The sequence below is a fragment of the Pantoea sp. JZ2 genome, from assembly GCF_035191405.1.
Taxonomy (GTDB): domain Bacteria; phylum Pseudomonadota; class Gammaproteobacteria; order Enterobacterales; family Enterobacteriaceae; genus Pantoea; species Pantoea stewartii.
The window spans coordinates 1,387,367-1,410,783 of record NZ_CP045247.1; the positions used below are offsets into that span (position 1 = coordinate 1,387,367).

Genomic DNA, 23,417 nt, shown 5'->3' on the forward strand with positions numbered 1-23,417 from the left:
GGTGACCTGGTCACCGCTTTTTGAAGGTAGAAGTGAATGATGAACCGTCTTGAAGAGGTGCTGAAGCTGGCCGCCACGGAGCCTGCCCATCGTCCTGAGTTTTTTCAGCTACTGCTGGAGGCGGATGCATGGGTGCCGGGGGAAAGCACCCAGCAGCAGTTGGATGCCAGCACGCCTGTCGACCTGCAGCACTGGGAAAAAGAAGATGGCAGCAGTGTGATCCCGTTTTTTACCTCCGAACAGGCGATGAGCGAGGCGATTAACGATGAGCAGCCTTATGTGCGGCTGCCGGTACGTACGCTGTTTGAAATGACCCGTGGCGAAACGCTGTTTCTTAATCCAAAGTTGCCCACGGGCAAAGAGTTTTCTGCGGCGGAAATCAGTCATCTGCTGGGGGAAGAGGGCAGTGCCCTGATGCAGCAAACGGTGCTGGAAGGCGGTCAGTCACTGCTGCTGTCAGAAATCGCGGAACCGCCCGCGCAGATGATCGACTCGCTGACGCAGTTGTTCAGCAAATACAAGCAGGTTAAACGCGCTTTCATTGCCAGCATTCGTGAACAGGCGGATGATGTGCCTAATCTGTTGATTGGTATTGAAGCGGACAGCGATATTGAGGCAATTATTCAGGCGGCCGGCAGCGTAGCCACCGATACATTACTGGATGATGCACCCATTGATGTGTGTGAGATTACGGCAGAGGACCGCGGAATCAGTCACTTCTTTACCGCGCACATTACGCCCTTTTATGAACGCCGCTGGGGCAGTTTCCTGCGTGAGTTCAAAGGTGGTCAGCGGATCATCTGACACACTGCGCGGCCTGTTCGGCCGCGCGTTTACCGTTACTTCGCAATCGGCAAATCATCCCGGCTGCCCCATTCGGACCAGGATCCGTCATACAGCGTCACTTCCCTTGCACCCAGGGCCGTCAGCGCCAGAATCAACACCACCGCAGTCACGCCAGAGCCACAGCTGGCTACGATGGGTTTGCTGATATCCACACCGGCTTCCGCAAAGCGTGAACGAAGTTCGGCTTCCGGCTTGAGTGCGCCCTGCTCGACCAGGGTATTCCAGGGCAGATTAAGGCTGTTGGGAATGTGCCCACGGTGCAATCCCGGACGGGGTTCATCGACCTCAGCATTAAAACGGTTCGCCGCGCGCGCATCGACAATTTGCGCGCCGCCTTCATGGCTAATCAGCAAGACATCCGTCAGGCGTTTCACCAGGCCTTCATCGAACTGTGCATCAAACTCACCTTCCGGCAGACTGACCTCGCCCTCAGCCAGCGCATAACCCGCCGTTTTCCAGCCCTGCAGACCGCCAGCCAGAATGGAGGCCTGTGCCACGCCAAAGGCGCGCAGCATCCACCACGCGCGGGGCGCAGAAAACAGATTGCCTTCATCATAAACAATCAAATGCTTATCACTGTTGATGCCCAGTTCGCGCATCGCCACCGCGAAGCTTTCGGCCCGGGGTAACATGTGGGGATAAGGGCTGGTGTGATCGGAAAGCGTTTCAATATTGAAAAAAGGCGCACCAGGCAAATGCTCCGCCAGATATTCTTTTTGAATATCGCGCGTGGCTTCCATGCCCGGCGGCAGCATACGCGCATCCAGAACCTGGAGCGTGCCGTCATTAAAATGTTCTTGTAACCAGTCGGCGGACACAAACAGTGGCGTCGTCATAACAACCTCTTCTCTGCAATCTGTGATGCCAGTGTCGGGCAATGTGCCCACCATCTCAAGAGAAGCGTTGATTAAATGCGAAGGTTGATGTGAAATCGTGCAGCATTATAAAACAATTCCCCTGGGGCACGGTGAAGGATTTACCATGAAACAACGCATTAACCGGCTGCTGTTCAGCATGCTGATCGGCGGCGCGCTGCTGTCTGCCGCCACGTTACCTGCTTTTTCCGTCAGCGCTGAAACGCCTGCCGCCAGTGCGCAGGTCAGTAAGCCGCTGAGCATTATCGACCTCTCCGAGCTCCAGCTCGATGGTGCCGCCGCACTGGTGTTAACGTTCAACCAGCCGCTTGATGATAAGCAGGACGTGGCCAAAAAGGTCCGGCTGACGGACGATCAGCGCGGCAAGGTGGATGGCGCTTGGGAGCTGTCCGGGAATCGCAAGGCGCTGCGTTTTCGCCATCCTGAACCCTCACGGCACTTTACTGTGACCGTCGATCCGGGCTTGCGCGCCGCCAGTGGTGAAACGCTGACCGCGGCTTACAGCCAAAAAATCACCACGCGCGACATTGAGCCGATGGTGGGCTTCGCCAGTCGCGGTTCTTTGCTGCCATTGCGTATTGCGCAGGGCCTGCCGGTGCTGGCCTTGAATGTCGATCAGGTGGATGTCGATTTTTTCAGGATTAAAAACGCGGGCCTGGCGCAATTCCTGTCCCAGTGGAATAACGGGAGTAATCTCTCAACCTGGCAATCTCAGGAGCTGCTTAAAACCAGTGAGCTGGTTTACAGCGGCCGCTTTGAGCTTAACCCGGCACGCAATACGCGGGAAAAACTGCAGCTGCCGCTAAAAGACATCAAGCCGCTTCAGCAACCGGGCGTTTATCTGGCCGTGATGAAACAGGCCGGCACGTATCATTACAGTATGCCAGCCACGCTCTTCACCCTGAGCGATATCGGCCTGTCACTGCACCGTTTTCCGGGCCAGTTTGAGCTGTTTGCCCAGAGTCTGGAAAACGGCGATCCGCTCTCAGGCGTCAATGTCAGAGTCCTGAACGATAAAGGGCAGGTCCTGCAAAACGGCACCAGCGACAGCAGCGGGCATGTGCGTCTGAAAGCCGAAGACAAGGGCAAGTTCCTGTTGGCAATACAGGGCGATCAAACCTCCCTCATCGATCTGGCTCGCCCGGCATTAGATTTAGCCGAATTTCCCGTGGCGGGACCGGAGGGCTATGACAAGCAGCTGTTCGTGTTTGGCCCGCGCGATATCTACCGTCCCGGCGAAACGGTGATCGTCAATGCGCTGCTGCGTGATGCTGATGGCAAACCGTTACCGGCCCAGCCGGTTAAAGCCGAAGTGGTACAGCCCGACGGTGAAGTGGTGCGCACCTTTGTCTGGCAACCGCAGGACGGGTTGTATCAGCAGCGATTCAGCCTGCCCACGACCGCCATGACTGGTGGCTGGATGCTGCGGCTGAACACCGGTGATAACCTGCCGCGTCAGTGGCATTTCCGCGTCGAAGATTTCCTGCCAGAGCGCATGGCGCTGACGCTGAAAAACGATGAGCAACCTCAGCCTGCCGATGCGGATATCACCTTTAACGTTGAGGGGCGTTATCTCTATGGTGCGCCTGCGGCGGGGAATGCGCTGCAGGGGCAGCTCTATCTACGTCCTGCCCGGGACGCGGTGGCAGCGCTGCCTGGCTATCAGTTTGGGGATATCACTGAGGAGGGCGTCAAACGCAGCCTGGGTGATGTGGATATCAAACTGGATGCGAACGGCAAAGCCCAGCTAACCGTCGAGAATCAGTGGGACCAGCTTCACTCGCCGCTAAACCTGATTTTACAGGCCAGCCTGCTGGAAACGGGTGGACGGCCTGTGACCCGACGTGCCACTCAGGCGATCTGGCCCGCGGAGGCGCTGCCGGGCATTCGCCCCCTGTTCGGCAACAAGTCGATCTACGATTACCGCAGTGACAGTTATCGCGATGAGCCGACCGTGCCGGAAAACAGCCTGGCCGATTTTGACATTGTTTACGCCAACAGTCAGGGCGAAAAGCTGGCGGCAGAAAAGCTGAATGTGCGCTTGATTCGCGAACGTCGTGACTACTACTGGAGCTTCTCTGACAGTGAAGGCTGGCAGTCACGCTACGACGCGAAAGATCTGCAGGAAGATGAGCGATCGATTACGGTGCCCGCTGAGGGCAGTACCAAAGTCAGCTTCCCGGTCGAGTGGGGCAGCTACCGACTGGAAGTGCAGGCGGGTGAAAAAATTGTCAGCAGCGTGCGTTTTCAGGCGGGCTATGACTGGCAGGATAATACTAATGGTACGGGCGCTCTGCGCCCGGATCAGGTCAAACTCCGCTTAGACAAAGCCGCTTATCAGCCCGGAGAAACCGTGCATCTGCAGGTGGAATCGCCCACGGCCGGTAAGGGCTATCTGATGGTTGAGTCCAGCAGCGGCACGCTGTGGTGGCAGCCGCTGACCGTTCCGCAGGGCGGGACGACGGTGGATGTGCCGATTGCCAACAGCTGGCAGCGTCACGATCTCTATTTTAGTGCCATCGTCGTACGGGAAGGGGACAAAACCAGTGGCGCTACGCCAAAACGTGCCGTCGGACTGCTACATCTGCCGATGGCGACCGACGCGCGCCGCCTGACCCTGACGCTGGATGCGCCCGAAAAGGTTCGCCCTGAGCAGAACCTGACGGTCAATGTGCAGGCCAGTCGTGAAGGCGGCCCGCTGCCGGATAAGGTGCATGTGCTGCTGTCGGCGGTGGACAGCGGGGTTTTGAGCGTGACGGATTACAAAACCCCGGATCCCTGGCAGGCCTTTTTCGGCCGTAAACGTTATAACGTCGACCAGTACGATGTGTTTGGGCAGTTGATTGAAGGCGGCGGACGCCTTGCAGCGCTGCGCTTTGGCGGCGACGGCGAAGACGACACGCTGACGCGCGGCGGCAAGAAACCCGTTACCCACGTCAACATTGTGGCGCAGCAGCTACAGGCTGTTACGCTGGATAAAAACGGCAAGGGCTCGATCACGCTCCCTGTCCCGGCATTTAACGGTGAACTGCGCCTGATGACGCAGGTCTGGAGCGATGACAGCTTTGGCGCGGCAGAGCGCAAGCTGGTTGTGGCGGCGCCGCTGGTCAGTGAACTGGCCACGCCGCGCTTCCTGGCCAGCGGCGACAGTGCATCGCTGGCGCTGGATATCACCAACCTGACTGATTTACCGCAAACGCTGAAGGTGGATCTCGCAGCCCGGGGGCTTATTGCGCTGTCCGGCGCGGCCACGCAAAACGTGACGCTGGCCAAAGGTGAGCGGAAAACGCTACAGGTGCCGGTCACCGCGCAAAATGGTTTTGGTGACGGTGACGTTCAGGTCACGATTTCAGGCCTGAATCTGCCGGGTGAGCAGGTGCGGCCCAGCCAGCAGCAGTGGAAGATTGGCGTCAGGCCCCCTTATCCGGCCCAGACGCTCAGTTTTGACGCGGTGATCAACGGCGAGCAGCCGTGGCAGGTGACGGCGGCAGCCTTTGCCGGCCTGGACGCGGCTACGCTCAGTGGACAACTGACGCTGAGTAATCGCCCACCGTTGAATATTGCGCGCTATATCAGTGCGCTTTATGCCTATCCCTACGGTTGTCTGGAGCAAACGGCGAGCGGGCTGTGGCCATCGTTGTACACCAGCCAGGCGCAACTTACCGCCATGGGTATCAAAACCAGCTCTGATGAGGTTCGCCGGGCAGCGGTGGAAACCGGTATTGCCCGGTTGGCGGGCATGCAGCGCGCGGACGGCAGCTTTGGTTTATGGGGCAAACAGAGCGAAGAAGAATTCTGGTTAACGCCTTACGTAACGGATTTCTTACTGCGCGCCAGTGAGGCGGGCTATGCGTTGCCTGATGAGGTTGTCAGCCGGGCGAACGCGCGCCTGCTGCGTTATCTTCAGGACCCGGCGCAGATCACCGGAGGCGGCAGCCAGCACGTCGAAGCGTTACGTTTCAGCGTGCAGGCTTATGCCGGACTGGTGCTGGCGCGCCAGCAGCGGGCACCGCTGGGTGCCTTACGTGCGCTGTATGAAAAGCGTGACAAGGCCCAGTCGGGCCTGGCGCTGATGCAGTTGGGCATTGCGCTGAAGCTAATGGGTGATGAACAGCGTGCGCAACTGGCGGTGATGCAGGGGGCAACGCTGCCACGCGCTGAGAACCGCTGGTTTGGCGACTACGGCAGTACCGTGCGCGATCAGGGCATGATGATTGCGCTGCTGGCTGAAAATCAGCTGCAGCCGGACCTGCAAAACAGCCTGCTGCTGTCACTGTCTAAAGAGGTGACGGGCAAGCGCTGGTTCTCTACTCAGGAGAATAATGCCCTTTACCTGGCGGCCCGGACGCTGCAAACCGCCAACGGGCAACGCTGGCAGGCGCAACTTCCGGGTAGCGATCAGCCTGTGAGTGGAGATGCGCCGCTAAATAAAGGACTGGATCATCAGCAACTGACTCAGGGCGTTGACGTACGTAATGTCGGCAGCACGCCGCTGTACGCCAGTCTGAACGTGGTCGGCTATCCGCTGAGTCCACCTGCGCCAGTCAGCCATATGATGGCGATTAAACGCGAGTACTTTACGCTGGATGGGCAGGCTGCCGATTTGAATAATCTGCGCAGCGGAGAACTGCTGGTGGTGCGCCTGACGGTCTCAGCCAAACGCAGCATTAGCGATGCGCTGGTGGTGGATTTATTGCCCGCCGGTCTGGAGCTGGAAAATCAGAACCTGGCGGACAGCAGTGCCAGTCTGGGGGACAGCGCCGATGCCTTAAAAGAGAGCATGATGGATATGCAACAGGCCAGCATCAGGCATATTGAGTTCCGTGATGACCGCTTTGTTGCCGCTCTGGCCGTCGATACGTATCGTCCCACCACGCTGATTTATCTGGCGCGGGCAGTTACACCGGGGCGCTATCAATTGCCCCCGCCGCAGGTGGAATCCATGTACGTGCCCGAATGGCGCGCCATTGGCAGCACACCGCAGCAGCTGCATGTACAGTAATCGGGTGCGTGCGTGATCAGGCACATCAGAAAGCGGTGGCTGCTGGCGCTGCCGCTTTGTGTTCTGGGGCTGCTGCTTGCGCTGCTGATACTGGACCGGCTGTCACCACTGCCGCTTAAAGCGGTCCAGCCTGCGCGAGTGGTGGTTGCGGAGGACGGTACGCCGTTGTGGCGATTTGCCGACAGTCAGGGGATCTGGCGCTATCCGGTCACGCCGGAAGAGGTTTCGCCCGCCTATATCCAGGCGTTGCTGACCTATGAAGATCGCTGGTTCTGGTATCACCCTGGTATTAATCCGCTGTCTGTGCTGCGGGCCGCCTGGCAGAATCTTCGCTATCGTAGTGTGATTTCCGGTGGCAGCACCTTAACGATGCAGGTGGCACGGCTTATCGACCCGCAGCCGCGGACGCTGCGCGGCAAGCTGATTCAGACATGGCGTGCCCTCCAACTGGAGTGGCACCTGTCAAAACGCGACATCCTGACGCTTTATCTTAATCGCGCGCCCTTTGGCGGCACGCTGGAAGGTATTGGCGCAGCCAGCTGGAGCTGGCTGGGCAAAGCCCCGTCGCAGTTAACCCGCGGGGAAGCCGCCTTGCTGGCCGTGCTGCCGCAGTCGCCCAGCCGCCTGCGGCCCGATCGCTGGCCGGAACGGGCTGAGGCGGCACGTAATAAAGTGCTGGACCGTCTGGCGCAATATCACGTCTGGTCTGCGCGTCAGGTGGCCGAGATCCGCCAGGAACCGGTCTGGCTGCCACCACGGCAAATGCCGCAGATGGCACCCTTGCTGGCCCGGCGGCTGTTGTCGATCAGCACTCACGAAAAAATCGTCTCAACGCTGGACCCGTCGCTGCAGCGTGAGCTGGAAAGTATGACGCTGAACATCAAAAATCAGCTGCCGCCGCGCACCTCGCTGGCCATTCTGGTGGTCGATCACACCACCATGGCCGTACGTGGGTATGTTGGTTCCGTTGACTTTGCTGACGACAACCGCTTCGGGCATGTCGATATGATTGCCAGCGTACGCTCACCGGGATCGATCTTAAAACCCTTTGTTTATGGCATGGCGCTGGATGACGGGCTGATTCATGCCGAGTCGCTGCTGCAGGATGTGCCGCGCCGTTTTGGCGACTACCGTCCGGGTAACTTCGATACCGGTTTTCATGGGCCGGTCAGCGCCAGCGAAGCGCTGGTGCGTTCCCTTAATCTGCCTGCGGTGCAGGTGCTGGAAGCGCTGGGTCCCAAAAATGTCGCGGCCCGCCTGCGCAATGTCGGGCTTAACCTGCGCTTTCCGCCCGGCGCCGAGCCGAATTTGTCATTGATACTGGGGGGCACCGGCGCGCGCATGGACGAGATCGTTGCGGCGTACAGCGCTTTCGTGCGTCAGGGCAACGCCGCGCAACTGCGCTGGATGCCCGATCAACCGTTGCAGCAGCGGCCTCTGCTTTCGCCCGGCGCGGCGTGGATTATCCGCCGTGTCCTGGCGGGTGAAGCGCAGCCTGCGGGCAAAGGGAACCTGCCTGCGGTTGTACCGCTGGCGTGGAAAACCGGCACCAGCTATGGCTATCGCGATGCCTGGGCGGTGGGCATGAATCCCCGCTATCTGATCGGCGTCTGGGTTGGCCGTCCCGATGCAACGCCCGTCGCAGGGCAGTTTGGTTTTGCGTCTGCCGTTCCCGTGATGAATCAGGTAAACAGCGTACTAATGAACCGTTTAGCCGGACAGGAGGTGCCCGTTGATCCTCGTCCCGCATCGGTTACGGTGGCCAGCATCTGCTGGCCGGGCGGACAGCCGCTGCCTGTGGGCGATGAAAACTGCCGCCAGCGCCGCCAGAGCTGGGTGTTGAATGACACGTTGCCGCCCACCTTGCTGGCATCGGGCCAGGAAAGCCTCAGCGGTTTACGGTTGCGCTACTGGCTAAATGACCAGGGCCGCCGCGTGGCGGCTGACTGTCCGCACGCTGTCAGCCACGATCGTTTACTGTGGCCCTTACCGCTGGAAGCCTGGCTACCGTTGCAGGAGCGACGGCGTCAGCGGTTACCGGCTATCGACAGTCAGTGCCCGCCACTTACGCAGGGCAGCAGTGCGCCGCTGATTGTCACAGGCGTCATTGACGGGCAACGGGTGCAGCCGTTGCCGGGTAATTCCACCCTGGTCATGCCGGTTGCGGCACAGGGCGGGCAGGGTAATCAGCGCTGGTGGTTTTTGAACGGTGAACCCGTGACGGCGGAAAACCAGAGCGGCACGCTGTCGCTGCGTCTTGATCGCTCAGGTGACTATCAACTGGTGGTGATGGATGAAGCCGGGCAGCTTGCGACCGTTAACTTCACACGGGGATGATGGTTTTTTGCGCTAAATCAGATTTGAAAGCCTTCCGCATCGACACAGATCAAGATTTTTCAAGAAATTATGGGTTCTGTGATAGGCAACGTCACACTCAACCCCTATAATCGGCGCCGTTTCTTAGCCGGGGCGTGCGCCCTCGGTTTCTTCAGAACGTCAAGACAGAGGTCATCATGGCAATCGAACGTACTTTTTCTATCATCAAGCCAAACGCCGTCGCGAAAAACGTGATCGGTGCTATCTACAACCGTTTTGAAAGCGCAGGCTTCAAAATCGTTGGCGCAAAAATGCTGCAGCTGAGCAAAGAGCAGGCTGAAGGTTTCTACGCAGAGCACCAGGGCAAGCCGTTCTTCGACGGTCTGGTTGAATTCATGACCTCTGGCCCGGTTGTGGTTTCTGTACTGGAAGGCGAAAATGCCGTTCAGCGTCACCGTGACCTGATGGGTGCAACTAACCCAGCCAACGCACTGGCCGGTACACTGCGTGCTGACTATGCTGACAGCTTCACCGAAAACGCTACTCACGGTTCTGACTCTGCAGAGTCTGCAGCCCGTGAAATCGCGTACTTCTTCGGCGAAAACGAAATCTGCCCACGTACCCGTTAATTACTGACGCGTACACGGCTTTACAAAAATCTGCTGACCCGCGGTCACTCGCACCTGTTATCGGGCAGCAGATGTTGTACAATATTGCGCCTTCATTGAGCCAGCTTAGTGAAGGCGTAATTTTTTCTTTTCCCAACCGCGCCATAACGTGTAACAACGAGGCCAGAGAACACTATGTCCGAACAGATTGTGACGCCCGCGTCCATCTCACCGCTTTCCGTTTCGCCCAAAAGCCAAAAAATTAACCTGCTGGATCTTAACCGTCAGCAGATGCGCGAATTCTTTGTGTCCCTGGGTGAAAAACCGTTCCGTGCCGATCAGGTGATGAAGTGGATTTACCACTACTGCTGCGACGATTTCGAGCAGATGACCGACATCAATAAAAAGCTGCGTAACCGCTTAATGGAACTCACCGAAATTCGCGCGCCGGAAGTGGCCGAAGAGATGCGTTCAACGGACGGCACCATTAAGTGGGCTATTCGCGTGGGCGATCAACTGGTGGAAACGGTATATATCCCGGAAGGCGACCGTGCCACGTTGTGCGTGTCCTCCCAGGTGGGCTGTGCACTGGAATGTAAATTCTGCTCAACGGCACAACAGGGCTTTAACCGCAATCTGCGCGTCTCCGAAATTATCGGCCAGGTCTGGCGTGCGGCAAAAATTGTCGGTGCAGCCAAACTGACCGGCCAGCGTCCTATCACTAACGTCGTGATGATGGGCATGGGCGAACCTTTGCTCAACCTGAATAACGTCGTCCCGGCAATGGAAATCATGCTGGATGATTTCGGTTTCGGTTTATCAAAACGCCGTGTGACGCTGTCGACCTCGGGCGTGGTTCCGGCTCTCGACAAGCTGGGTGACATGATTGACGTGGCGCTGGCTATCTCGCTGCATGCGCCCAATGATAAACTGCGCGATGACATCGTGCCGATTAACAAGAAGTACAACATCGAAACCTTCCTGGCGGCAGTCAAACGCTATATTGGTAAATCCAACGCCAACCAGGGACGTGTCACGATTGAGTATGTGCTGCTGGACCACGTGAACGACAGCACCGATGATGCGCATGAGCTGGCGGCACTGCTCAAAGAAACACCGTGCAAAATTAACCTGATCCCCTGGAACCCCTTCCCGGGCGCACCTTATGGTCGCAGCTCAAACAGCCGCATTGACCGCTTCGCTAAGGTGCTAATGGACTATGGCTTTACCACCATTGTGCGTAAAACCCGCGGGGACGATATTGATGCCGCCTGTGGTCAGCTGGCGGGTGAAGTCATCGACCGCACCAAACGTACCCTGCGTAAGAAGATGGCCGGTGAAGCCATATCTGTGAAGGCGATCTGAAAGGCGGACGAACAGGGTTTCTGATCGGTTACCGGCGTGGCAGGCTGCTGCTCACCACACGGATGACAGGGAGGAAACCTTATGCGCAAAGGAGCAGGCGCGCGGCTACTGGCCGTTTTTGTTGTAAGCGGTTGTGTCAGTTCACCGTCGCAACCCGGGGCCGCAGAATTGCGTTTACAGCTGGGTATGCATTACCTTGCCGTAAACGATTACAGTGCGGCGCGCCGTAATTTCCTTCGCGCGCAGGCGGCAGCGCCAAAGGATTATCGGGTGCAGCTGGCCTTTGCCAGGCTCGCTCAGCGTCAAGGGCAAACTTCTGCTGCGCATCTTCATTTTTTACAGGCGCAGCAAATTGCCCCATATAATGGTTACATCGCTAACAATTACGGTGCGTTTCTTTGCACTTTAGGGCAGTATGATGAAGCGCATCAACAGTTTATCCGGGCAAAAGATGCGCAGGAAGGAGACGCCCGCATCGATGCGTACGAACTGTCGGGATATTGTTATCTGCGGGCAGGGGACAGACAGTCAGCGCGAGCAGCATTGTCTTATGCGCGTGATGCGGACAGAAGTAAGGGAGAATCGCTGCTGGCTGAAGCTGAAAGAGCGGTCGAACATGACCAATGGGCTAACCTGGCGCTATTGTTAGAGCTTTACCAGCCGCTGCCGGAGACGGCACGCAGCCTGGCGTTACACATACGTTTCGCCGCGCAACAGGGAAATCACGCAGACGTTTCACGTTATGGCGACCAGTTAGCGCGACGTTTTCCGCAATCGATACAGTACCAGCGTTATTTAGCTAATGAATACTGAAGCCACTCAAGAAAATTCTGCAGTTCATTCCACAGGTGCCCGCCTGCGTATCGCCCGTGAGCAAATGGGACTTACGCAGCAAAATGTCGCTGAACGCCTGTGCCTTAAACTTTCTACCGTGCGTGATATTGAAGAAGACAAGTCACCTGCGGATTTAGCCTCTACCTTCCTGCGCGGTTATATTCGTTCCTATGCGCGTCTGGTGCATATTCCTGAAGAGGAACTGCTGCCGATGATGGCAAAACAGACGCCAGTGCGGGCAGCCAAAATCGAACCGATGCAAAGCTTCTCATTGGGTAAACGCCGCAAGAAGCGGGACGGCTGGTTAATGATCTTCACCTGGCTGGTGGTCTTTGTTGTCGTTGGTCTGACGGGGGCCTGGTGGTGGCAAAACCATAAAGCCTCTCAGGATGAACTGGTGTCGATGGCCGATCAAAATGGCAGCAGCGGTGACAACAGCCAGTCGATTCCTTTAGGGCAAAACAGTGGTTCGTCCTCCGCGCCAGCGGATAACAGTACCAGCGTGCCGTTAACCAGTGGAAACAGCGCGGCGACCTCTGCTCCTGCTAACAGCGGCACAGCGGCCAGCACGCCCGCTGAAAACGACAACGCAAATGCAGCCACCTCCTCTTCGGCAGAGAACAATGCCGTGGTTTCACCCAGTCAGGCACCCGTAGAGAACACTACCGCACCGACGTCGTCGAACGCTACGCAGCCCATGCCTGTGGGCGCAGCGGCCGTCAGCGAACCTGCCGCCGATCCGAATGCGGTGGTGATGACTTTCACGGCTGATTGCTGGCTGGAAGTCAGCGATGCGACGGGCAAAAAACTGTTTAGCGGTATTCAGCGCAGTGGCGGTAAACTGAGTCTGTCAGGAACGGCCCCGTATCGTCTGAAAATTGGTGCGCCGGCAGCTGTTCATGTCGAATATCAGAATAAACCCGTTGATTTAAGTCGCTTTATCCGTAATAACCAGGTTGCTCGCCTGACGTTGGGTGCGCAATAACAGCGTAACGCGTGTTCCGGGCAATTGTGGAGAAGAAATATGCATAACCAAGCACCCATTATCCGCCGTAAGTCCAAACGTATTTACGTCGGCCAGGTGCCGATTGGCGATGGTGCGCCCATCGCCGTTCAGTCAATGACGAACACCCGCACCACCGATGTGGCCGCGACGGTCAGTCAGATCAAAGCCCTTGAGCGCGTGGGGGTGGATATCGTTCGCGTGTCGGTGCCCACGATGGATGCCGCCGAAGCGTTTAAACTGATTAAGCAGCAGGTCAATGTCCCGCTGGTCGCCGATATCCATTTTGACTACCGTATCGCGCTGAAAGTGGCGGAGTACGGTGTGGATTGCCTGCGCATCAACCCCGGCAACATTGGTAACAACGAGCGTATCCGCTCTGTTGTTGACTGTGCCCGCGATAAAAATATTCCCATCCGCATCGGGGTTAACGCCGGATCGCTGGAAAAAGATCTGCAGGAAAAATACGGCGAACCTACGCCGCAGGCCCTGCTGGAATCGGCCATGCGTCACGTCGATCATCTGGATCGCCTCAACTTCGATCAGTTTAAAGTCAGCGTAAAAGCCTCGGATGTGTTCCTGGCCGTTGAGTCCTATCGTCTGCTGGCCAAACAAATTGAGCAGCCGCTGCACCTGGGGATCACCGAAGCGGGCGGCGCACGCGCGGGGGCAGTAAAATCCGCTATTGGTCTGGGATTACTGCTTTCAGAAGGCATCGGCGACACACTGCGTATCTCGCTGGCCGCTGACCCGGTAGAAGAAGTCAAAGTGGGCTTTGATATCCTGAAGTCGCTGCGTATCCGTTCACGCGGCATTAACTTTATTGCCTGCCCGACCTGTTCTCGTCAGGAGTTTGACGTGATTGGCACGGTAAACGCGCTGGAGCAGCGACTGGAAGACATTATCACGCCGATGGATGTCTCTATCATTGGCTGTGTGGTGAATGGCCCGGGCGAAGCGACAGTGTCTACGCTGGGCGTGACCGGCAGCAACAAGAAAAGCGGTTTCTACGAAGACGGTGTCCGTCAGCGCGATCGTCTCGACAATGACAATATGATCGATCAACTGGAAGCACGCATTCGCGCCAAAGCGGCGATGCTGGATGAAACCCGTCGTATCGACGTACAGCAACTGGAAAAATAATCCTTTGCGCGTACGGCATGCACGACTTTTTTAGCTGAGCCTGTGCGGTTTCATCCTCATGAGGTATGATGCCGGACAGGTTTTTTTGCATTAAGAGATTTTAACGTGGCGAAGAATATTCAAGCGATTCGCGGGATGAACGATTTTCTGCCTGCGGATACGGCCATCTGGCAACGAGTTGAAGATGTCCTGAAGTCCGTGCTGGCGAGTTATGGTTACAGCGAAATTCGCTTACCTATTGTAGAGCAAACTCCCCTGTTCAAACGTGCAATCGGTGAAGTCACCGATGTGGTTGAAAAAGAGATGTACACCTTTGACGATCGTAATGGCGAAAGCCTGACGCTTCGTCCGGAAGGGACGGCAGGCTGCGTGCGTGCCGGTATCGAACACGGCTTGCTTTACAATCAGGAACAGCGCCTGTGGTACATGGGCCCTATGTTTCGCTACGAGCGTCCGCAAAAAGGGCGCTATCGCCAGTTCCACCAGATTGGTGTGGAAGTCTTTGGCCTGCAGGGGCCGGATATTGATGCCGAGCTGATTATGCTGAACGCCCGCTGGTGGAAAGCGTTAGGTATCGCCGACCATGTGCGCCTTGAACTGAACTCTATCGGTTCACTTGACGCGCGCGCCAGTTACCGCGAGGCGCTGGTTGCCTTTCTGGAACAGCATAAAGAGGCGCTGGACGAGGACTGCAAACGCCGCATGTACAGCAACCCAATGCGCGTGCTTGACAGTAAAAACCCGGATATTCAGACGCTGCTGAACGATGCGCCTCAGCTTGGTGACTTCCTCGATGAAGAATCACGTGCCCACTTCGATGGCCTGCGCGCGCTGTTAGATGATGCCGGTATCGCTTACACGGTGAATCAGCGCCTGGTACGTGGGCTCGATTATTACAACCGCACGGTGATTGAATGGGTCACCGACAGCCTTGGCTCGCAGGGCACCGTGTGCGGCGGCGGACGTTACGATGGCCTGGTCGAACAACTGGGCGGACGTGCGACGCCAGGTGTCGGTTTTGCCATGGGCATGGAGCGTCTGGTGTTGTTAGTGCAGGCGGTGAACCCAGAATTTGAACCCGCGCGTAATGTCGATGTCTATGTTATCGCCTCAGGTCAGGGCGTTCAGTCAGCGGCAATGCAGCTGGCCGAAAAATTGCGTGATCAGCTGCCCGACATGAAGCTGATGACTAACTTCGGCGGCGGGAACTTCAAGAAGCAATTTGCACGCGCAGATAAGTGGGGCGCTCGCGTGGCGCTGGTGCTGGGTGAAGATGAACAGAAAGCCGGCCAGGTCGTGATCAAAGATCTGCGCAATGGCGAACAGCAAACGCTGGCGCAGGCGGATGCTGCGGCTGCACTGCGCACGCTGTTACAGTAAGCGCGTTATGGCACAACCATTGAAAGGAGAGGGATTGCGTGGAAGTGTATAGCAATGAGAACGAACAGGTTGATGCGCTGCGTCGCTTTTTCGCCAACAACGGTAAAGCATTAGCCATTGGTGTGGTTATCGGTATTGCTGCATTAGGTGGCTGGCGTTACTGGTCGAGCCATGAGCAGGACTCTGCTAAAACCGTGTCGGCTGAGTACCAGAAACTCACCAGCGCCATGCAGGTCAGCAAGCCTGAAACGCTGGAAGCCGTTAACACGTTTGCCCGCGAAAACAGCAACACTTATGGTGCCCTGGCGGCGCTGGATCTGGCGAAGCAGTATGTCGACAGCAATCAGCTGGACAAGGCCGAGAGCCTGCTGCAAAACGGATTAAAAGACACCAAAGATGCCAATCTGCAGGCGGTAATTAACCTGCGCCTGGCACGCATTCAACTGCAACAGAATCAGGCTGATGCGGCACTTAAAACCCTTGACGGTGTGAAGGGTGATGGCTGGACAGCCATTGTGGCTGACATCCGCGGCGAAGCGCTGCTGAGCAAAGGCGATAAGCAGGGCGCGCGCGATGCATGGAGTAAAGGCGTCGAATCTGACGCGTCTCCGGCGCTGAAGCAAATGATGCAGATGAAGATGAATAACTTAAGCTAAGCCAGTCAAGAGAGAGCGCATGGAATTACGTAAATACCTGCTGCCGGGGCTGATTTCAGTCACCCTGCTCAGCGGTTGCTCGCTGTTCAGCGGCGAAGAAGATGTAGTGAAAATGGCCCCATTGCCGAAAGTGGAAAACCAGTTCACGCCGAAGACAGTATGGAGTACAGGCGTGGGCGACGGGATTGGCGATTTCTATTCCAACCTGCATCCGACCTGGCAAGACGGCACCGTTTATGCGGCTGACCGCTTTGGTATCGTAAAAGCGCTCGATGCAGCGGATGGCAAAGAAAAATGGAAAGTCGACCTCTCTGAGAAAACCGGCTTCTTCTCTAAAAACCTGTCTGCCATGCTGTCCGGTGGTATTACCGTCAGCGGCGATCGCCTGTATATCGGCAGTGAGCGCGGTCAGGTTTATGCCCTGAACACCAGTGATGGTTCGATTGTATGGCAAGCCAAAGCGGCTGGCGAAGCGCTGTCGCGTCCTGTGGTCAGCGATGGCCTGGTGCTGATTCATACCAGTAACGGTATGTTGCAGGGTCTGGATCAGGCGACCGGGGCGGTGAAGTGGACCGTGAACCTAGACATGCCTGCGCTGTCGCTGCGCGGTGAATCAGCCCCGTCAGTTGCCTTTGGTGGCGCGATTGTGGGCGGCGACAACGGACGCGTCAGCGCCGTGATCATGAATCAGGGCCAGTTGATTTGGCAGCAGCGTATTTCACAGCCGAGCGGGGCGACGGAAATTGACCGCCTGAGCGACGTGGATACCACGCCGATCATTGTAAATGGTGTGGTTTACGCGCTGGCGTACAATGGCAACCTTTCCGCACTGGATCTGCGTTCAGGGCAGATTTTGTGGAAACGTGAAATTGGCGGCGTGAAAGATCTGATTGTCGATGCCGGGCGTATCTACCTGGTGGATCAGGACGATCGTGTGATTGCCCTGAATGCGGATGGCGGTGTCGCTATCTGGCGTCAAAGCGAGCTGCTGCATCGTAATCTGACCTCACCGGTGCTGTATAATGGCTACATCGTCGTCGGTGACGGCGAAGGCTACCTGCACTGGCTGAACACCACGGATGGCCGCTTTGTTGCCCAGCAAAAACTGGACAGCTCGGGCTTCCAGACTGAGCCTGTTGTCGCCAGCGACAAGCTGCTGATTCAGTCGAAAGATGGTGAAGTTTATGCCATTACCCGCTAACGGGTAAGTTGTCAGGCAGGGTTATCCTTCCGGCACAGCGGCTCCTGATTTCATCAGGGGCCGTTTCGTTTTTAGTCAGGCATGGTATCCTTTGCGCCGTAAGCCTGAACTGAACGGCTAAAGCCGTTATAATCACGCCATTCGGGCGAATTAATACATTATTGAGGCATTGTTATGGTACCTGTGGTCGCGCTGGTTGGGCGTCCCAATGTGGGAAAATCTACGCTGTTTAACCGTTTAACTCGCACACGAGATGCGCTGGTAGCGGATTTTCCTGGACTGACTCGCGATCGCAAATATGGTCGCGCCGAAGTGGAAGGGCGCGAATTCATTGTTATCGATACCGGCGGTATTGATGGCACCGAAGACGGTGTTGAAACGCGTATGGCGGAACAGTCGCTGCTGGCGATTGAAGAAGCCGACGTGGTGCTGTTTATGGTGGATGCCCGTGCAGGCATGATGCCCGCCGATCAGCAAATTGCAAAACATCTGCGCGCGCGTCAAAAAGCGACATTCCTGGTCGCGAATAAAACGGACGGGCTCGATCCGGATCAGGCGATTGTGGATTTCTATTCACTGGGTCTGGGGGAGATCTACGCTATCGCCGCGTCCCACGGCCGTGGTGTGACCAGCCTGCTGGAGACGGCGCTGCTGCCGTGGATGGAAAAGGTTGATCCCGTAGAAGTCACCGAAGAAGATGAAAACGAAGCCTACTGGGCCGCGTTAGCCGCAGAAGAGAACGGTGAGGAAGAGGAAGAAGAGGACGATTTCGACCCGACCACACTGCCGATCAAGCTGGCGATTGTCGGACGTCCAAACGTCGGTAAGTCTACGCTGACTAACCGCATTCTGGGTGAAGATCGCGTGGTCGTTTATGACATGCCAGGCACCACGCGCGACAGTATCTACATCCCGATGGAACGTGACGATCGTGAATATGTGCTGATCGATACCGCCGGGGTGCGTAAGCGCGGCAAAATCACCGATACGGTGGAGAAATTCTCGGTCATCAAAACCCTGCAGGCGATTGAAGACGCTAACGTGGTAATGCTGGTGATCGATGCGCGCGCCGGCATTTCCGATCAGGATTTGTCACTGCTCGGCTTTATCCTGAACAGCGGCCGCTCACTGGTGATCGTGGTGAACAAGTGGGATGGTCTGTCGCAGGAAGTGCGTGATGAAGTCAAAGAGACGCTGGACTTCCGTCTGGGCTTCATCGACTTTGCGCGCGTGCACTTTATTTCTGCGCTGCATGGCAGCGGTGTAGGCAACCTGTTTGAATCGGTAACCGAAGCGTACGACTGCTCAACGAAGCGTGTAAACACCTCGCTGCTGACGCGCATCATGAACATGGCGGCAGAAGACCATCAGCCACCGCTGGTGCGTGGTCGCCGCGTTAAGCTGAAGTACGCCCACGCGGGTGGCTATAACCCACCGATTGTGGTGATTCACGGCAACCAGGTGAAAGATTTACCGGACTCCTACAAGCGTTACCTGATGAACTATTTCCGTCGTTCTCTGAACGTAATGGGCACGCCAATCCGCATTCAGTTTAAAGAGGGTGAAAACCCGTATGAAGGCAAGCGTAACCTGTTAACGCCAACGCAACAGCGTAAGCGTAAGCGTCTGATGGCGCACATGAAGAAAAATAAGCGTTAACTAATCGAGGGCCAGATGGCCCTCTTTTTTTGCCCTGGCATTGTGCTTATTTACACAATGGTGAAAAACGCTGCGCCAGAACTGCGGACATTTCGTCCCCGACAGCGGTGGTCCACTGCACAGGATGGGATATCCGCTGTCACAGGGTGCCTGTCTGTCCCGATTGTCATCAACCCTTACGTGACTGAGGCGAGGTGACCGATGACGTCTGCCAGCATGCGGGTTTACTTTCCCGATACCGACTGACGTACATCCTCGCCCCCTTAAAAGCTCAAAACATCACTTTAGTTGTCCGCTGGGCTACTCTCTGGATCGGCGTGGCCTTATCCAGCGTAAAAATTTGTAGCGAAAATGCTATTGCTTAGTAACAAACAGGTTTAAAACTTCACTGCATAACGTACCAGGTGGTACAATTTCGCCGCGTCATGACGGAGTATCGCCTGCTCTGGCTTCCTCCGGAAACATATCATTCATTTCATGGACGCAGGTCTGATTTAATTGGAATTAAAACAACGCTGTCTCATTAACCTGCAACGTTAACCGCGATACGCGCGAAAAGCGGCGGGCGAAAGAGCGGACTTTGTTTATCAGGAGAGTAAGTGTTATGGCTGAAACATCCTCTCGATCCGGTAAAGGATTGAGAATATGGTCTGTGCTGCTCGGGCTGGTGCTACTGGCAACCGGCCTGTTCTTTGCTGTTGGCGGGGGACAACTCGCAACGCTTGGCGGCAGTTGGTATTTCCTGGTTGCGGGCATCGTTATCGTGCTGTCAGCCATTCAGTTTTTCCGGGCAAAATCCTCAGCGGTTGTGCTTTTCCTGCTGGTATTTGTAGGGACTTTAGTCTGGGCGGTGATGGACGCTGGCCTGGTCTTCTGGCCACTGGTTTCTCGCCTGATGGTGCCCGCCGGTTTAATGATTCTGGCCTTCCTTACCTGGCCCGCCTTACGCAAGCGCGAGAATAAACCTTCGCTGGCAAAACTCTCTTATGCGCTGTCTGCCGTCATCGCCGTGGGTATGGTGGCTACATTAGTCCAGATGTTCCAGCCGCATCCAACCGTGGCGGCAACGGGTCCTGAACTGCCGCTGATTCCGGTAGAGAAATCGAAGCAACAGCAAAACTGGGATAACTACGGTAATACCGCTGGCGGCAGCCGTTTTGTCGCGCTCGATCAGATTACCCGTGACAACGTGAAGGATCTGCAGGTTGCCTGGACTTACCGTACGGGCGACATTCCCGAAAGCCCAACCGGTAACGGTGCGGAAGATCAGGAAACGCCGTTGCAGGTCGGTAATACACTTTACCTGTGCACGCCGCACAATAATGTCATCGCCGTCGAAGCTGACAGTGGAAAGCAGATCTGGAAGCGTGAAATCAACGCACAGGCTGAAGTCTGGCCGCGCTGCCGTGGTCTGGCCTATTTCGACGCGACGAAACCGCTGAACCAGCCAACGCAGCCCGGCTCAACGCCAGTACCGGCCGTAACGCTGGCGGCAGGAGACAGCTGTCAGCGCCGTATTCTGATGAATACTATCGATGCGCGCCTGATTGCGATCAACGCCGACAACGGTGAATTCTGTGAAGACTTCGGTAACCATGGCATCGTCGATCTGAAAGCGGGCTTAGGTGATGCGCCGGATCCGCTTTATCAGCTGACTTCAGCCCCAACGCTTGCCGGAACCACGGTGGTCGTGGGCGGCCGCGTGGCGGATAACGTGAAAACCGACATGCCTGGCGGCGTGTTGCGTGGTTTTGATGTGATCACCGGTAAAATGCGCTGGGCGTTTGACCCGGGCAATGTCGATCCTAATGCCATCCTGATGCCTGGCAAGGACTATACGCGCAGTACGCCGAACTCCTGGGCGCCGATGTCGTACGATGCGGCCATGAATACCGTGTTCATTCCTATGGGCAGCTCCTCCGTTGACCTGTGGGGAGCCAATCGTACCGCGCTGGACCATAAATATGGAGCCTCGGTACTCGCGCTGGACGCGACAACCGGTAAAGAGAAGTGGGTTTATCAGACCGTTCATAACGATCTGTGGGACTTTGACCTGCCGATGCAGCCCAGCCTGATCGACTTCCCGATGAAGGATGGCAGCACCAAACCTGCGGTCGTCATCGGCGGTAAAACCGGCATGATTTTTGTGCTGGATCGTCTGACCGGTAAGCCGCTCACCAAGGTTGAAGAGCTGCCGATGCCGCAGGGTGACATCCCGAACGAGCAATATACAAAAACCCAGCCGCATTCGACCGGTATGCCGATGATTGGTAATCAGACGCTGAAAGAGTCGGATATGTGGGGCGCAACCCCGTTCGATCAGCTGGCCTGCCGTATCGCGTTTAAGTCAATGCGCTACAACGGCCTGTTTACAGTACCTGGCACTGATAAGTCGCTGAGTTTCCCGGGTTCACTGGGCGGGATGAACTGGGGCAGTATGTCCACCGATCCGAATAACAACCTGTTGTTTGTTAACGACATGCGTTTAGGATTATGGGTACAGATGATCCCGGTTGATACCAGCAAAATTTCACGCGGCAGCAACGGGGGGGAAGCCATCAATACCGGTATGGGCGCGGTTCCGTTGAAAGGCACGCCTTATGCCGTGAACAAAAACCGCTTTATGTCACCGTTGGGTATTCCTTGCCAGGCGCCACCGTTTGGTACCCTGTCTGCGATTGACATGAAAACCCAGAAAATCGTCTGGCAGGTGCCGGTAGGTACGGTAGAAGATACCGGTCCGTTTGGCATCAAAATGCGCGCGAAAATGCCTATTGGCATGCCGACGCTGGGCGGTACGCTGGCGACGCAGGGTGGACTGGTGTTTATTGCCGGTACTCAGGACTACTACCTGCGCGCGTTCGATAGCGCCACCGGTAAAGAAGTCTGGAAAGCCCGTTTGCCTGTCGGCAGTCAGGGTGGACCGATGAGTTATGTCTCACCGAAAACCGGTAAACAGTACATCGTGATTTCCGCCGGCGGCGCACGCCAGTCGCCGGATCGTGGTGACTATGTGATTGCTTATGCGCTGCCAGACAGCAAATAAGCGACGATAAAACAAAAGGGCCATCGTGGCCCTTTTTTTGCGTAACGGAAAACCCGTTTTCCCGACAGGGCAAGCTGCGGGTTTATAAGAAGTGCCGCAGGGCAAACCCAAAGCCGCCTTCTCAGAAGGCGGCTTTGTTACTTACCGTCGCGCAACAGCGACTTGAGTTCTGGCGGCGCCTGTTGCTCGGGAACCAGTATGACGACCGTGCCGGACTGCTGGCGCGTGGCATATTGAATCTGGATGCGAAAGTAACGTTGATCCCCGCGTCCCACCTCTGCTGCTTTTTCCTCGGGTTCGCCCAAAGGCATCGCCCGTTCCAGTACCTGACAGACGTGCGCTTTTTCGGGAGGCGGAAGTTCGCCCAACGGAAATCGACGCTCATTCCGTAAGCCAGGAATAAAAGCAAAGCCGCCTTCTTGCGTTACCACAATCGTTGCGTCATCGGTGAGTTCGGGGAGTTGACTCATAACACGCCTACCTCTTTCCACGCTTGTTCAATTGCGCTCGCCACCGTGGTGTCGAAGCGCTTTTTACCATGCTGCACGGTGAGCTGTGCAAAGGCTTTGAAGTCCGCATCCTGATGTAAATCTTTATCGCACAGCGTGTCGTACCACGCCTGACCCGCTCGCTCCCAGGCATATCCGCCCAGGGCTTTTGCGGCCAGATAAAAGGCACGATTAGGGATTCCGGAGTTCAGGTGCACACCGCCGTTATCCTCACGTGTTTTAATATAGTCCTTCATATGGCCTGGCTGAGGATCTTTCCCCAGCATCGGGTCATCGTAAGCGGTGCCGGGATGTGACATTGACCGCAGACCTTTACCATTGATGCCTTTTGCCAGCAGCCCTTCACCGATGATCCAGTCGGCCTTATCGGCTGTCTGTTTCAGACTAAACTGTTTCACCAGCGAACCAAACACATCAGACATAGACTCGTTCAACGCACCGGCCTGTTCAAAATAGATCAAACCGGCTTCGGTTTCTGTGACGCCGTGCGACAACTCATGCGCCACCACATCAATCGCAATCGTGAAGCGGTTAAAGATTTCGCCATCACCGTCGCCAAACACCATTTGCTGACCGTTCCAGAACGCGTTTTGGTACTTCTCACCGTAGTGAACCGTCCCAGCTAGTTTCAGGCCGTGATTATCCAGAGAATTTCGTTTATAGATTTGCCAGAAAAAGTCGTGTGTGACACCAAGATAGTTCCAGGCTTCGTCGGCAGCAACGTCACCATTTGAAGACTGGCCTTCTTTACGCACCAGTGTGCCAGGTAACGTTTCCTGGTTTTTGGCATCATAGATTTCACGCTCAATCTTCCCGGCCTGCGTGGTTTTTGGCGCTGCCGTCTTTTTCCAGTGTTCAGCCATCAGGTGCTGAACATGGGTCAGTGTACGACGTGCCTGCTCCTGCTGGTGGCCGGTGCCGTGATCGATAATCTTGCGAAGAATATAGGGAGGAATAACGCTGAAAGCCATTTG

General features: G+C 56.3%; 16 protein-coding genes. 13 read left to right on the forward strand and 3 right to left on the reverse strand.

Annotated elements, in window-relative coordinates; genetic code table 11:
• Nucleotides 1-39: 39 nt before the first annotated feature.
• Nucleotides 40-804 (forward strand): enhanced serine sensitivity protein SseB, encoded by a 765-nt coding sequence (gene sseB / locus GC087_RS06920; RefSeq protein ID WP_172677643.1) that lies wholly within the window; start codon nt 40-42, stop codon nt 802-804.
• Nucleotides 805-839: 35 nt separating this feature from the next.
• On the opposite strand, the gene sseA is transcribed toward sseB, so the two are convergent.
• A complete protein-coding gene (gene sseA / locus GC087_RS06925; RefSeq protein ID WP_058701204.1) occupies nt 840-1,682 on the reverse strand; it encodes a 3-mercaptopyruvate sulfurtransferase in 843 nt (280 codons plus the stop codon).
• Between the two features lie 145 nt (nt 1,683-1,827).
• Here sseA and GC087_RS06930 point away from each other — a divergent pair, with 145 nt between their 5' ends.
• From GC087_RS06930 to GC087_RS06985, 12 genes are all read left to right on the forward strand, one after another.
• Nucleotides 1,828-6,723, forward strand: a complete 4,896-nt coding sequence (locus GC087_RS06930) for an alpha-2-macroglobulin family protein (protein WP_324030097.1) — start codon at nt 1,828-1,830, stop codon at nt 6,721-6,723.
• Nucleotides 6,724-6,735: 12 nt separating this feature from the next.
• The gene (gene pbpC, locus GC087_RS06935) at nt 6,736-9,060 is read left to right on the forward strand and encodes a peptidoglycan glycosyltransferase PbpC (protein ID WP_033740894.1); all 2,325 of its coding nucleotides are present in this window, start codon (nt 6,736-6,738) and stop codon (nt 9,058-9,060) included.
• Nucleotides 9,061-9,236: 176 nt separating this feature from the next.
• Nucleotides 9,237-9,668, forward strand: coding sequence for a nucleoside-diphosphate kinase (gene ndk / locus GC087_RS06940; RefSeq protein WP_003848684.1), 432 nt, complete (start codon nt 9,237-9,239; stop codon nt 9,666-9,668).
• A gap of 174 nt (nt 9,669-9,842) precedes the next feature.
• Nucleotides 9,843-11,012 carry a dual-specificity RNA methyltransferase RlmN gene (locus tag GC087_RS06945; protein WP_324030099.1) on the forward strand — a complete coding sequence of 390 codons (1,170 nt, stop codon included), beginning with the start codon at nt 9,843-9,845 and terminating at the stop codon, nt 11,010-11,012.
• 81 nt (nt 11,013-11,093) lie between these two features.
• The gene (pilW, locus tag GC087_RS06950) at nt 11,094-11,825 is read left to right on the forward strand and encodes a type IV pilus biogenesis/stability protein PilW (RefSeq protein WP_033740890.1); all 732 of its coding nucleotides are present in this window, start codon (nt 11,094-11,096) and stop codon (nt 11,823-11,825) included.
• Nucleotides 11,815-12,831, forward strand: a complete 1,017-nt coding sequence (gene rodZ, locus GC087_RS06955) for a cytoskeleton protein RodZ (protein WP_058701207.1) — start codon at nt 11,815-11,817, stop codon at nt 12,829-12,831. Before pilW ends, rodZ begins: the two co-directional genes overlap by 11 nt.
• A gap of 39 nt (nt 12,832-12,870) precedes the next feature.
• On the forward strand, nt 12,871-13,992 hold the full coding sequence (gene ispG / locus GC087_RS06960) for a flavodoxin-dependent (E)-4-hydroxy-3-methylbut-2-enyl-diphosphate synthase (RefSeq protein WP_033740886.1): 1,122 nt from the start codon (nt 12,871-12,873) through the stop codon (nt 13,990-13,992).
• Nucleotides 13,993-14,097: 105 nt separating this feature from the next.
• A complete protein-coding gene (hisS, locus tag GC087_RS06965; protein ID WP_006120624.1) occupies nt 14,098-15,372 on the forward strand; it encodes a histidine--tRNA ligase in 1,275 nt (424 codons plus the stop codon).
• A gap of 38 nt (nt 15,373-15,410) precedes the next feature.
• Entirely contained in the window at nt 15,411-16,028 is a 618-nt protein-coding gene (locus tag GC087_RS06970; RefSeq protein ID WP_006120623.1) for a YfgM family protein, read from the forward strand.
• A 19-nt stretch (nt 16,029-16,047) separates the two neighbouring features.
• Nucleotides 16,048-17,229, forward strand: a complete 1,182-nt coding sequence (bamB, locus tag GC087_RS06975; protein ID WP_006120622.1) for an outer membrane protein assembly factor BamB — start codon at nt 16,048-16,050, stop codon at nt 17,227-17,229.
• Between the two features lie 174 nt (nt 17,230-17,403).
• A complete protein-coding gene (gene der, locus GC087_RS06980; protein WP_006120621.1) occupies nt 17,404-18,888 on the forward strand; it encodes a ribosome biogenesis GTPase Der in 1,485 nt (494 codons plus the stop codon).
• 604 nt (nt 18,889-19,492) lie between these two features.
• Complete coding sequence (locus tag GC087_RS06985) at nt 19,493-21,934, forward strand: glucose/quinate/shikimate family membrane-bound PQQ-dependent dehydrogenase (RefSeq protein ID WP_033740882.1); 2,442 nt, start codon at nt 19,493-19,495, stop codon at nt 21,932-21,934.
• Nucleotides 21,935-22,071: 137 nt separating this feature from the next.
• Here GC087_RS06985 and GC087_RS06990 read toward each other — a convergent pair whose 3' ends face one another.
• Both GC087_RS06990 and GC087_RS06995 read right to left on the reverse strand, forming a co-directional pair.
• The gene (locus GC087_RS06990; RefSeq protein ID WP_033740881.1) at nt 22,072-22,404 is read right to left on the reverse strand and encodes a protealysin inhibitor emfourin; all 333 of its coding nucleotides are present in this window, start codon (nt 22,402-22,404) and stop codon (nt 22,072-22,074) included.
• The gene (locus GC087_RS06995; RefSeq protein ID WP_033740879.1) at nt 22,401-23,414 is read right to left on the reverse strand and encodes a M4 family metallopeptidase; all 1,014 of its coding nucleotides are present in this window, start codon (nt 23,412-23,414) and stop codon (nt 22,401-22,403) included. Before GC087_RS06995 ends, GC087_RS06990 begins: the two co-directional genes overlap by 4 nt.
• Nucleotides 23,415-23,417 lie beyond the last annotated feature (3 nt).